At 52.0% G+C, this 12,915-nt stretch carries 11 protein-coding genes; 7 read left to right on the plus strand and 4 right to left on the minus strand.

The window, feature by feature from the left end; translation table 11 throughout:
* The 4 genes from pseH to Q0711_RS05245 form a co-directional block, all read left to right on the plus strand.
* Positions 1 to 377 (plus strand): UDP-4-amino-4,6-dideoxy-N-acetyl-beta-L-altrosamine N-acetyltransferase (gene pseH / locus Q0711_RS05230; RefSeq protein ID WP_299041855.1); only part of this gene is annotated, 377 nt, incomplete at its 5' end.
* Complete coding sequence (locus tag Q0711_RS05235; RefSeq protein WP_299041857.1) at positions 374 to 1,084, plus strand: formyltransferase family protein; 711 nt, start codon at positions 374 to 376, stop codon at positions 1,082 to 1,084. The genes pseH and Q0711_RS05235, both read left to right, overlap by 4 nt.
* On the plus strand, positions 1,081 to 2,112 hold the full coding sequence (pseI, locus tag Q0711_RS05240) for a pseudaminic acid synthase (protein ID WP_299041858.1): 1,032 nt from the start codon (positions 1,081 to 1,083) through the stop codon (positions 2,110 to 2,112). The genes Q0711_RS05235 and pseI overlap by 4 nt, the downstream gene beginning before the upstream one ends.
* A 595-nt stretch (positions 2,113 to 2,707) precedes the next feature.
* Positions 2,708 to 4,030: a metallopeptidase TldD-related protein gene (locus Q0711_RS05245; protein WP_299041860.1), complete on the plus strand. Its 1,323-nt coding sequence runs from the start codon at positions 2,708 to 2,710 to the stop codon at positions 4,028 to 4,030.
* A 1-nt stretch (position 4,031) separates the two neighbouring features.
* On the opposite strand, the gene Q0711_RS05250 is transcribed toward Q0711_RS05245, so the two are convergent.
* The 3 genes from Q0711_RS05250 to Q0711_RS05260 all read right to left on the minus strand — a co-directional run bounded on the left by Q0711_RS05250 (position 4,032) and on the right by Q0711_RS05260 (position 6,457).
* A complete protein-coding gene (locus Q0711_RS05250; protein WP_298614591.1) occupies positions 4,032 to 4,748 on the minus strand; it encodes a heme oxygenase (biliverdin-producing) in 717 nt (238 codons plus the stop codon).
* Between the two features lie 98 nt (positions 4,749 to 4,846).
* Entirely contained in the window at positions 4,847 to 6,238 is a 1,392-nt protein-coding gene (argH, locus tag Q0711_RS05255; RefSeq protein WP_299041863.1) for an argininosuccinate lyase, read from the minus strand.
* 15 nt (positions 6,239 to 6,253) lie between these two features.
* Positions 6,254 to 6,457, minus strand: coding sequence for a hypothetical protein (locus Q0711_RS05260; protein ID WP_299041865.1), 204 nt, complete (start codon positions 6,455 to 6,457; stop codon positions 6,254 to 6,256).
* A 282-nt stretch (positions 6,458 to 6,739) separates the two neighbouring features.
* On the opposite strand from Q0711_RS05260, the gene ispG reads away from it, so the two are divergent.
* Entirely contained in the window at positions 6,740 to 7,948 is a 1,209-nt protein-coding gene (ispG, locus tag Q0711_RS05265) for a (E)-4-hydroxy-3-methylbut-2-enyl-diphosphate synthase (protein WP_298614597.1), read from the plus strand.
* A 29-nt stretch (positions 7,949 to 7,977) separates the two neighbouring features.
* Entirely contained in the window at positions 7,978 to 8,322 is a 345-nt protein-coding gene (locus Q0711_RS05270; protein WP_298614599.1) for a histidine triad nucleotide-binding protein, read from the plus strand.
* 23 nt (positions 8,323 to 8,345) lie between these two features.
* Here Q0711_RS05270 and Q0711_RS05275 read toward each other — a convergent pair whose 3' ends face one another.
* Positions 8,346 to 9,683, minus strand: a complete 1,338-nt coding sequence (locus Q0711_RS05275; protein WP_298617539.1) for a MotA/TolQ/ExbB proton channel family protein — start codon at positions 9,681 to 9,683, stop codon at positions 8,346 to 8,348.
* 401 nt (positions 9,684 to 10,084) lie between these two features.
* Here Q0711_RS05275 and Q0711_RS05280 point away from each other — a divergent pair.
* Positions 10,085 to 12,915, plus strand: a 2,831-nt coding sequence (locus Q0711_RS05280; RefSeq protein WP_299041868.1) for a tubulin-like doman-containing protein, incomplete at its 3' end; no start/stop codon positions are given.

Here is a 12,915-nt window from a genome sequence, read left to right on the forward strand (position 1 = left end):
ATTATCATTTTATTCAGAGATTAGTAGAGAGTCAGAGAGACTTCTACTACCTTCTCTATTCAAGGGAACAAGCAATTGGTGTGTTATACTTGAACCGAGTTGATTTTCGTAACTGCAATGCCTATTTTGGTATCTATGCCAACCCTGAAGAGCGCATTCACAGGGCAGGTGTACTTCTTGAAAAGGCGGCGCTGCATTTGGCTTTTGACATTGCTCAGCTACACACCCTGAAGCTGGAAGTTATTGAAGATAACGAGAGAGTGCTGAACTTTCATAGGCGAATGGGTTTTCAAGAGGAGGGGCGGCTGAGGGAATTTGTGTTTAAGGATAATCAATGGAAAGATGTGGTGGTGATGGGGATGATTAAACAAGTATGAGTTCTTCTTGTATTGTGATTGCTACGAATAGGAAGTATAACCAGTTTATAGCAAACTCTCTAGCTAATGAATTAAGTGCTAGAGTAATTTTAATTAGTGAAGAGGCCGATTTAACTTACCAGAATCTCAGTTCTATTAACCCTGATTGGGTATTCGTACTTCATTGGTCACGCATTATTCCTGAAGAAGTTTATACTAATTTTCGGGTTGTAATATTTCACATGACTGATTTGCCCTTTGGGCGTGGCGGTAGTCCTCTCCAAAATCTAATTTTAAGAGGCTATGAGGATACGGTAATCAGTGCAATCCAATGTGTTAAAGAAATAGATGCTGGTTCAGTTTATCTTAAGGAACGTCTAAACCTGAATGGGACAGCAGATGAAATACTTATTAGAGCAAGTAAAATTATTAAGAAGATGATTGTTAAGATTGTTCAAGAAAATCCTACTCCTTTTCCCCAAGTAGGAGAAGTATCTGTGTTTAAGCGTCGACAACCCCATCAGAGCAAAATTGATTTTCATGAGGTTAGGACTTTAGAGCAATTTTATGATTACATCCGCATGCTTGATGGGGAAGGTTATCCAAACGCTTTTGTTGAAGTTGGAAATTTCCGCATCTCATTCCACTCACCCCATCTACGGCCTAGTTTTATAGAAAGTCAAGTTAAGATAGAGCTTATCCATGAATCTGAGGAGGACAGTCAATGATACTAAGTTGGAACAAGCAGCAACCCTTTATTATTGCCGAGATGTCGGGTAATCATAATCAATCACTAGAAAACGCTCTAAAAATCGTAGAGGCAGTTGCTCAGTCAGGTGCTCACGGGCTTAAGTTACAAACTTACACTGCTGATACAATGACAGTTAACTGTAACAAAGATAGCTTTTTTATAGCGGATGAAAGTAGTTTGTGGAAGGGAGAGTATCTTTATAGCCTTTACCAAAAAGCCTATACGCCTTGGGAATGGCACGAGCCAATCTTTAAGCGAGCTAGGGAATTGGGGCTGATAGCCTTCAGTACCCCCTTTGATTTAACGGCGGTTGACTTCCTAGAGGAGTTGGATTGCCCGATCTACAAAATTGCCTCGTTTGAGAATGTGGATTTGCGTTTGGTGAAGCGGGTGGCGGAAACCGGGAAGCCGGTGATCATGTCCACGGGGATGGCGACCCTTGCGGAACTCGATGAAGCAGTGCGAACAATCCGTGAAACTGGTAATGATCAAATTACTCTGTTGAAGTGTACCAGTACCTATCCTGCCGATCCGAGGGATTCCAATCTGCGCACTATTCCGCACCTGAAGGAACTGTTTGGCTGTGAAGTAGGACTATCTGATCACACGTTAGGAATTGGGGTAGCGGTGGCGGCGGTGGCACTGGGGGCAACGGTTATCGAAAAGCATTTTACCCTTAGCCGCGCCGAGGGAGGAGTGGATGCGGCGTTTAGTTTGGAACCCCACGAGATGAAACTATTGGTTGAGGAAACTCAACGAGCCTACCAAGCGCTAGGGAAAGTGCACTATGGCCCTACGGAGTCGGAGAAAAAGTCGCTGGTTTACCGCCGCTCCTTATATTTTGTTAAGGATATGGCCGCAGGTGACGTGATTACCGAGGAATGTATTCGCTCGATTCGTCCCGGATACGGCTTGCCGCCCAAGTACTATGATGTCCTCTTAGGCAAACAAGTGAATCAGGCCGTTGAGCGGGGTACGGCTGTTTCATGGGCGCATATTGGCTGAGCTTAGAGGCGGAGTGGCTCTTTAGAAATTTGGGCTTTAGAAAAGGGACACGTTTGAGGCAACATTTCAGAGTCAAGAGGTGTTTCTTGACTGGGCGACCTTAACAGCGGAGGCTGCGGTACGTCTCGATGACCCGACCGTGCCCAGCGATTTGGCGTGCCGATTTTGACCATTAGTTACGCCATCGACCAGATGGGGATCGCCCAAAAAAAACAAACGCGTTACAAGAACTATGTGAGGAAGAGCGACAAGCCTATCCAGAGCAACTCCAGACATGGATAAAGACAGAAGTGTTGAACGATAGATTAAGAGGCTAGAAAAAAGGAAGAAATAGCGTATTCTTCCCCTAAAAACTTAAAAACACTACCAACCTACAACGGCATCTTTCGGAACTATTCTCAAACACCCCAGCCCTGGCAACTATCCTGTTTTGAACTCGCAACTCCTGTCCAAAATCTGGCTGACCTAGGTCCTAGACCCCAGCTTGAACAGCATGAGAGCCTTGTTTTATCGGCTAAATCGGTCAGGAATACAGGTGGAGAATGGGTTACCCTAAGGAATACCCTCAAGAATCCTCATAAGAACTCTGTACCACATGACGCTTGATTTTTCTGCTGCTCAACACCTTATCCATGAGCTGTTTGCTGCTTTGAAGCCAACGGAGGCGCTCTTCGTTGAAATTGCCAGTGAATCTAGCCAGTTTATTCGCTTCAATCGGGCACGGGTGCGTCAAATTGGCATGGTGGAAGATACAGTGATAACACTGCGGTTGCAATCACACCAACGCACGGCCAGCAGCTCTTTTCCCTACAGCGGTGCAGTAGATCTCGCGGCTGCCCTCGACTTCTTGACTCAATTGCGCTCTGAAACCGAGCAACTCCCCGTGGATCCCTACCTAGTGCCGCCAACGGATACGGGTTCAATTCAAGAGACTTACATGGGGCGCTTGCCTGATCCTGACTCAGTTGTTGAGACAATTTTGCGACCGGTGCAAGACCTCGATTTTGTTGGCATTTACAGTGGGGGAACGATTGCGCGCGGTAGCTTTAACTCCGCAGGGCAGGCGCACTGGTTTGCCACAGAGACCTTTTGTTTGGATTACTCCCTTTTCACCACCACAGGCAAGGCAGTGAAAAATAGCTACGCCGGTACCCATTGGGATAGTGCCACCTATCAAGCGCAAATTGAGGGCGATCGCCAGCAATTGGCACAGTTGGAACAGCCTCCCCGTCAGTTAGCACCCGGACGCTATCGCACCTACTTTGCACCGGCGGCTGTAGCTGAGCTAGTGGGGATGCTCTCTTGGGGGGCAGTGAGTGAGGCGGCCTATCGCCAAGGCGGCAGTGCCCTTGCCAAGCTACGGGAAGGAGCAACCCTCTCCCCCCTTTTTAGTCTGCAGGAGGACTTTACCGGCGGCACCGTGCCCCGCTTTAATGCCGATGGCGATATTGCGCCCCCTCGCCTGGCGTTGATTGAACGGGGGAAACTACAAACATTCCTCATTAGTCGGCGCACGGCTCAGGAATACAAGCTGGTGGCCAATGGTGCCAACCGCCAAGAAACCCTGCGATCGCCCCTTGTGCTGCCCGGCACTCTGCCAGAGCGGGAGGCACTAGCCGCTCTCGACACTGGCCTTTATGTGGGTAACTTGCACTACCTCAACTGGAGCGATCGCCCCGGTGGCCGCATCACAGGGATGACCCGCTATGCCTGCTTCTGGGTGGAGAAGGGTAAAATTGTTGCCCCCATTGCTGATCTGCGGTTTGATGACAGCCTCTATGAGTTTTGGGGCAGCCATCTTGAGGCCCTGACGGACACCCCCGTTTGGATTGCCAATACAGACACCTATGAACGGCGCTCCCTTGGGGGCATTACCGTGCCGGGGATGCTGGTAAAGGCCTTTCAGTTTACCCTCTGAGCTATTCAGCCGTAGCCAATTCGGTGCTACCCCGCTGTTTGCGGCGGGTCAGGGTATTGAAGAGCAGCTGCCCAATGGCCTTGATGAGATTGCCCTCCAACTCTTGAAAGATTTTCATGTTCATGCCAAAGGCCGCATTGGCCTCCTCCACGATTCGGTTGGCTGTGGCTTCATCCACTGCCATTTCATCCAAACGTTGGCGATACAGTTGCTTAAAGGCCTTCTCGTCACTGATGGCCTCAAAGCGATAGAAGGCAGTGCCTTCCCCCTCTGGAAGATTCATGGCACGTTCAGCAATCCCCTTGAGGATTTGGCCGCCAGAGAGATCGCCCAGGTAACGGGTGTAGGAGTGCGCCACCAGTAATTCTGGAGCCGTGTTGGCCACTTCGTGAATGCGCGCCACATAGGCTTGGGTCGCCGGCGAGGGACTGATTTGCTCCCGCCAGTTGGAGCCAAAGTAGTAGGTGAGATCTCGCTCAAGGCTGGTTTTGCGGTTCAGCTCGGGAAAGTAAATTTTACCCACGATGGGATGGTCTTTGAGCTGCTCCATCTCCTGTTCCATGGCGCTGTAAACGTGATAGAGGCTGGCAACGAGCTTGCGGTAGGAGTTTTTTTCCACCGTGCCTTTGAGGAAGCAGCGCACAAAACCCATATTTTCTGCCATGGTGTGGGCTTTTTTGGTGCCTTCACGCAATTTCGTCGCTAGAGACGTGGTCATCACGAGATCCTTCTTAAAAATTTGCAACGTTTTGTTTCTAAAAACGACTGTAAAGCCAGTCTATTTCTCAGGCTAAGGGCAAATGACACCTTTTTTCATTAAAAATCATTAAGGCGATCGCGCGCCGCAGCGAGGGCTTGGCGCACCTGATCAAACCCTGTGCCCCCATAGCTATTGCGGGCAGCCACTACCTGGCGGGGTGCAATTCGGTCGTAAATATCGGCGGCAAAGGCGGGGTGTAGCGCTTGCCATTCTTCAAGGGTTAAGTCTTTCAGGAATTTCCCCTGAGCGAGGCAGGTTTTCACCACTCGCCCCACCAAGTTATAGGCCTCGCGGAAGGGCACTCCTTTACTCGCCAGGTAATCGGCCACATCGGTGGCATTGGCAAAATCTTCAGCCACTGCTGCCGCCAAGCGTTCAGACTGAAACACTACCCCCTCTGCCATGAGAATGGTCATGGCCTCTAGACAGGCGCGGACGGTATCAACGGCATCGAAAAGGGCTTCTTTATCTTCTTGGAGGTCTTTATTGTAGGCCAAGGGTAGCCCCTTCATAATGACCAAGAGGGCTTGCAAATGGCCAAAGACCCGCCCCGTTTTTCCCCGCACCAACTCCGGCACATCGGGATTTTTCTTTTGAGGCATAATGCTAGAACCGGTGGCACAGGTGTCGCTGAGCTTGACAAAGGCAAATTCCTCCGAAGCCCATAGGATGATTTCTTCTGCTAAACGCGACAAATGCACCATGATCAAGCTGGCGGCACAGAGAAACTCAATGGCAAAATCGCGATCGCTGACGGCATCGAGGCTATTGCGATAGGGTTCGCGAAAGCCCAACAACTCGGCTGTGTAGTGGCGATCAATGGGAAACGTTGTCCCCGCGAGGGCACCGGCTCCCAAGGGACACACATTTACCCGCTGGCGAATTTGTTGCAGTCGCTCAATATCTCGTTGAGCCATCTCCACGTAGGCCAGCAGATGGTGAGCCAAGCTCAGGGGCTGTGCCCGTTGCAGGTGGGTGTAGCCGGGAATGAGGGTTTCCACGTGGGACTCTGCCAAATCGAGGAGGGTGCGCTGCCACTGTCGCAATTGCTGAAGTATGTGGTCAATTTCGGCGCGCAGGTAAAGGCGAATATCGGTGCCCACTTGGTCGTTGCGCGATCGCGCCGTGTGGAGTTTTTTCCCCACCTCCCCGACCAGTTCTATAAGGCGGCGTTCCACCGCAAAGTGTACATCCTCCGCTTCGATACCAGGGCTAAACTGACCGGCGCGGTATTCTTGGCGAATTTGCTCTAGGCCTTGGATCAGGGTTTCTGCCTCCGCCGGGGAAATAATGCCGGTTTTGGCCAGCATGCGGGCATGGGCCTGGGAAGCGGTGAGGTCGTATTCAATAAGGCGAATGTCAAAGCCAATACTGGCATTGAAGCGGGCGATCGCCGGATGGAGGGCCTGTTCAAAGCGTTGGCTCCAGGGCTGGGAGTGGGCAGTCACCGGCAGCTCGCAGGGTTAGAAGTTCAGCAGCTTACCAAAGATCCAGCCAATGGCAAAACCAATAATCACCGCCCACAGTTGGCCAGAATCGACAAAGTTTGCCCAAGCCTTGGACACGTCTTCCCCTAGCGTGTCCTTGAACTTTTGGGCAACGATAATCTGGGGTTCCACCGTTATCTGGGCAGCCATAAAGTAGTTGGGTGTCGGGTTCATAGCCATGGGCGGAAAACACAACTCAAATTTATCCTAGCGGAGGCGGGGGCGATCGTAAATCATGGGGATAACTATAACATCAATGAGTAAGCGCAGGGCCTCTCAAGAAGAACACAGCGATCGCACCCCTGTTGCACATGCTTATAACCAGGGGAGAATGGGGCTTCCTTCCTGGGTTTTGATCTCGGAATAAATATAAAGACTTGGGCGGGCGATCGCCTGCTGCATCGGGCTGCTTCTGTGGCATCCTGAAAGGGAGAAGTTGTGCAATTTGGCCCCTCAAATCCTATGCAAACACTGCCGAGTCCTGTTCAAGCCACGCCGACAGAAACTGCCATTGTCCGTCGCAAAACCCGTCCTGTACCCATTGGCTCGGTCATCATTGGTGGCGGTCATCCCGTAGCGGTGCAGTCCATGATTAATGAAGACACCCTCGATATTGAAGCGTCCGTAGCCGCCATTCGGCGTCTCCATGAAATCGGCTGTGAGATTGTGCGGGTCACCGTGCCCAGCCTTGCCCATGCTAAGGCCATGGAAGCAATTCGCGATCGCCTTTACAAAACCTATAAACCCGTGCCCCTAGTGGCTGATGTTCATCACAACGGCATGAAAATTGCCCTTGAAGTGGCTAAATATGTGGACAATGTGCGGATTAATCCGGGGCTATACGTCTTTGAGAAACCCAAGCCCGATCGCACCGAATATACCCAAGCCGAGTTTGAAGAAATCGGTGCTAAAATCCGTGAAACCCTTGAACCCCTTGTGATCTCGCTGCGGGATCAGGGCAAATCCATGCGCATTGGTGTCAATCACGGCTCCCTCTCTGAGCGGATGCTCTTTACCTACGGCGATACCCCAGAAGGCATGGTGGAGTCTGCCCTTGAATTTATCCGCATCTGTGAGTCTTTGAACTTCTACAATTTGGAAATTTCCCTCAAAGCCTCCCGTGTGCCCGTGATGATTGCCGCCAACCGCCTCATGGTCAAGCGCATGGATGAACTGGGCATGGACTACCCCCTGCACTTGGGGGTCACCGAAGCCGGCGATGGGGAGTATGGCCGTATCAAATCCACCGCCGGTATTGCCACGCTCTTGGCTGAAGGTATTGGCGATACGATTCGCGTCTCTCTGACGGAAGCACCGGAAAAAGAAATTCCCGTCTGCTACAGCATTCTGCAAGCCCTAGGGCTGCGGCGAACCATGGTGGAGTATGTGGCCTGCCCCTCCTGTGGGCGGACGCTCTTTAATCTTGAGGAAGTGCTGCACAAGGTTCGTGAAGCCACCAAACATCTGACGGGGCTAAACATTGCTGTTATGGGCTGTATTGTCAATGGCCCCGGTGAAATGGCCGACGCTGACTACGGCTATGTGGGCAAACAACCGGGCTACATCTCCCTCTATCGCGGTCGTGAGGAGGTCAAGAAAGTCCCCGAATCTGAAGGGGTGGCTGCCCTTGTGGAATTAATTAAGGCCGATGGCCGCTGGGTTGATCCTTAAATACGTGGTAACTGCTGAGGAGTGAGACTATGAGCAGCGAGACTGTCTTTAGCCGCATCATTCGCCGCGAGATTCCTGCGGATATTGTCCATGAAGATGAGCTTTGCCTTGCCTTTCGGGACATCAACCCCCAGGCACCCGTGCATATTCTGGTGATTCCCAAAAAGCCCATTCCCCAACTCAGCTTGGCAGAAGCCGAGGATCACGGCGTGCTGGGGCACCTCCTGCTCACGGCGAAACGGATTGCGGAGGCAGAGGGCTTAACGAATGGCTACCGCATTGTCATTAACAACGGTCCCGACGGCGGTCAAACAGTCTATCATCTGCACCTCCACCTCTTGGGTGGGCGCCCCCTACAGTGGCCACCGGGTTGAACCCCCAGATGCTCTGAGGACATCTAGCTTTGGAAGTGACCTGCATCGGCGCTACTGGGCTGCTCCACGAGCATCACCCGCCGCGGTTGGGCCAGTTGCTGCAGGACGGGCTGGAGGTTCTTCAGGGTGTGGTTGAGGCTATCGAGAAGCAATTGCAGATTGCCTGTATCGGCAAGGGCTTGCAGAGCTTGGTTAAGGGTTTCTAATAGTTGGAGTCGTTGTTGTAGGGCGCGATCGCTCTGGGCAAGGAGTTGGGCAATGTACTGACTCTGTTGCCGCAGTTCTTGGGCAATGGCGGTCTGTTCCTGATTGACCTGTGCTAGCAGTTCCCTTTGGCTGTGCTGAATCTGAGTCACGAGGTGCTCAAACTGCTCAATAGACTGTTGCTGGCGCTCCTCTAGGGTTGCCACAAATTGCTGCCGATCGCTGACCACGGTACGAGCCAGTTGATTTAAGTTTTCCAAGAGTTGTTGCAGCCGTTCCTCTGTGGGTAACTCCGTGCGAATTGTTTCCTGAATCACCTCCTGGAGAGTTTTGTGATCCACCCCTACGGGCGTATCCGTAACGGGGAGGCGAGGCAGCAGTTGATCGTTAATATAAGTGTCAATTTGCAGCAGCAGCTTATTCTCCCAACGCTCCACTATCACCATTGGGATCATCACCAGAATACTGAGTACCAAGGCCACTAATGTGGTGTCAAAGGCCACGGCTAGCCCCGTTGTCACACCGCCAATCCCCTCCTTGATTTGGTTCACGTCCTGAGCCGTCTCCAAAAAGCTGGAAAAGCCACTGACAGCTTGGCTAATCCCGACCACGGTGCCAATAAAGCCCAAGAGGGGAATGGCCCAGACCAAGACGCGGGGAATCGTATAGGAGGCATCGCTGGCGGCAGCGGCACTACCACTGTCTTCTGCGGCGGCTTCAACGGCAATTTGCCGTTGGCCACTACTGAGAAATGCCGCCAGAACCCGCGCACAGCGATTGGGGAGGAGTGTCCGCCGTTGGGCAAGGGCTTGCTGCAATTGCAAAATATCCCGCATGGAGGCAAAGGGATAGTTGGCGGGGATCCAGATTTGACGTAGGCTGGGTGTCTGCTGAAAGAGGGCGATCGCCTTCAAAATCGTAAATGCAAAGACTGTCCAGGCAAAAAAAACAGCCACAGGCTGTGTCCAGCCCCGATTCAGCAGCAGTTGACCAATGTAGGTTTCCCGTAAGGGCAACAGGAAAATGTAAAGAATCCCAGTGGCAGCAGCAGCGATCGCCAACGCTAACCACAGGAGCACAGTGAGATCACGGCGGGGTACCGCCACGGGCGTTAGGGAAGCGGCAGTTGTCGTCGAAACGGAAGAAGAAACTGTCATGACAATACTCAGGGGGCAACCATTTTTCAATCTATCGTGAAGGAGCGTCAAATTTTGGGAACCGCTGCTGCTCTCGGCCGCTCCTGTCCAACTACTGCCAAAAGAGAGCAAACAACACCGGCAATCCGCCAAAGCGGGGTAGTCAGGAGGGGCGCAAAGCCGGGCTGTTTCAAAGCTCCCCCTCACCCTGAAGGTTGCATTGAACAGCTTCTGCCAAAGGGAACTTTCATGTCTTCTTTGACGAACCTGGTGGCAACTTAAAACTTTCCTACTGTAGAAATTCTTAGCTGTTAAAAATAGCTGGCTGTATTGCTGCAAAAACCTTTATGAAACGTTGCGATCGCCAGATTTCGTGGATGTTCTTGCTAGGATTGGGGTAACTTGCGGCGGAGAGAGCAATCATGTCTGCACAGGTGGAAGAAAAATCAATCGTGCCAACGGTAGTTGTGGGAGTGGGTGGCACAGGGATTGAGGTGCTATCGCGGGTGCGGCGGTTAGTGGAGGAAACCTACGGTAGCCTAAAACAGTTTCCCGTGATTAGCTTCCTTGCCATTGACACCGATCGCGATTACAAAGTCAGTAACCCCCTCGCCGCTGGCTCTCCCCTCAAAGACAACGAAAAGCACTGGGCCAGTGTCAGCGGCAAAAATGTGCAGCAAATCATCCAAAACCTCGACAACTACCCATGGATTGCCTCTTGGTTTCCCAAGGAACTGGAGCGCAACATTACTGCCCTAGAGGCCGGCGCAGGTCAAATCCGTGCCTGTGGGCGGTTTGCCTTCTTCTGCAACTATCATGCCATTCAACAGAAGTTCCAAGCGGCCAGCGATCGCGTCAAGGGTCACGAAAGTTTTATGCAAAGCCGCTATGGCCTCAAGGTCAACAACAGTAGCTTAAATGTCTTTATTACGGGTTCCCTCTCCGGAGGCACCGGCAGCGGGATGCTCATTGACCTTGGTTATTGTGTGCGCCACTGGCTCAAGGGGCAGTCGAGTCCTCTGGTGACGGGAATTGTGCCCATGCCCAATGCCTTTGCCGCAATTAGTGTCGGCGATCGCGTACTGGCCAATGGTTATGCCGCCCTCATGGAACTCAGTTACTTTGCCGACTACCGCACCGAGTACGTGGCGCAATTTAGCAGTAGCCTCAGCGACGAAGTGCGCTATACCTGTCCACCCTTTGACTTTACTTACCTCGTGGGCACCAAAAATGGCGAGAGTGAATTCAAGCTCGATGAAATCCGCGAGATGATTGCCCAAAATATCTTTTTAGATCTCACTTCTGACTTTGCTCCCCACAAACGCTCCATTCGTGACAACATTAAGGCGGCTTGGGCATCTCAGGATGCTGGGGGGCGGGGCTATCCCAAGAGCTTTATGGCCTTTGGCCTCTCCAGCATTGAAATTCCCATTGCCCAAATTCGCGCCTCCTTGACCTATCGCCTCTGCCAAGACTTTATTGACTGGTGGCTCAATGAGTCGGTACAACTGCCACCGCAGCTATTGGAGGTCACCCAGAGCCTCCTAAAGCCCATGAACCTGTTGGATACGGACTTGGTGCTAGCCTTAGCAGCCGCCGGCGATCGCCCCTACATGCAGGAAATTTCCCGCTGGGTCAATGATCTGCGCAACCAAATTAGCCGTGAAAACCTCCTGGAATGTACCCAACAGGGCGTGGGGGGCATGATTGGTGCCGAGAAGGGGAAAATTTTGAAATTTGTGCCTTGGCTCAGTGAACAGGTGGAAAATTACCGAGCTGCCCACTTGCGGGAACTGAGTCCTGATGAGCGCCTCCACGGCGACTTTTTGCAGCGCATGTACGACAACCGCAATCAAATTATTCAGCGCGCTCGCCAAAGCCTTGAGGAGGAGTTCTACCGCATTGTTGAAGACCGCAATCGGGGGCTGAAGTTTGCCCATGCCTTTCTGCTGCAAATTCGCCAAATTTTCATAAGCCAAGGGGAAAAGTATGACCGCGAAGTTCAGCAAACTTGGCAGCCCAACATTGCCAATCGTCAGCGGCAATACGAAAATGCCCTTCAAGACATTACCCATTTCAGTACCCTCTTTGGCATTTCCAAGCAAGCAAAGATGGAAGAATTCTGCCAACAGGCCCTCGAAGGGATTGAGGGAAGCTTCAACGCCATCATCCAAGCCAAAGCCCGCTTTCTGGCCAAGGAGGTGATGGGCAAACTCGAGGAGTGGCTGCAAGGAATGGAGGCTCGCCTTGCCAAGCTTAACCAACGGCTGCTGAATTTACGGGATGGCTTCAAGGCAATGGCCGACGCCCAAGCCGACAGTGCCGATGCCCTGCGCATCAACGGTATAAAGCTCTACAATCGCCAAGAACTCAATGGCCTCTATCAAGACCTGATTGAGCGCTATGCAGGGGCCAATACCGGTGCTGAGTCCGCCTTTAGGATTGGTCTCAATCAACTCTGTACGACGACAGCAACAACGGTGTTGCAGGAGGCCAGTCCCCTGTGGAAGGAAACCCGCGCTGCCAATGAGGTGATGCGTCTATTGGATTTGGCACAACTGGCGGATGTCCAAGAAAGTGACCTGCGGGAGATTATCCAAGAAACGGTACGCCGCACTGTGCAAAATGCCCCGCAAGAGAGTCGCCTTGGGCGGGATTTGACGGCTTGCGATCGCCTGTTGCAGTTTTATCGCAACGACGAAGCCGAGATTCTCAACGCCCTGCGCATCGCTTACCAAAAATCCAAGCCCCTTCTATTGCTCTCGCAGGCAGTTATGAGTGGTCGCGATGCCGGCTTCACTCCTGCGGTGAATACCAATATTGCCATTGTGGGGGGTGAAAATACGGCTGATTTGGCGGCCAAAAAACTCATTCCCCTGCTGAAAAACTTGGTCAAACCCAACGGCCAAAGTATTACCAGTGATGACATTAAACCCTTGGGCGATCGCGAGCGCCACCGCATTGTCTTTGTCCAAGAGATGGGGGGCTTTTCCCTGCGCTGTATTGAGGGCATGCCCGAACTGCGCCAGTCCTATCAAGATTGGCGAGGCCAAATGATTATCGCCAAACGCGCCCGCCTGCGGGGGGAAAACCGCGATTTACCCATCCCTGTCCATCTTCAAAAGGATCCGCCCTTTTGGGATGTCTTTCCAGAGAACCCACAAATTTTGAAACTGGTGGTAACTGCCCGCGCCCTCAATGTCCTTAAACAAGCAGAAAACCGTGCCACCCGCGAAATCACTATCCGCTACAC

Source organism: uncultured Thermosynechococcus sp., from assembly GCF_937958135.1.
GTDB lineage: Bacteria > Cyanobacteriota > Cyanobacteriia > Thermosynechococcales > Thermosynechococcaceae > Thermosynechococcus.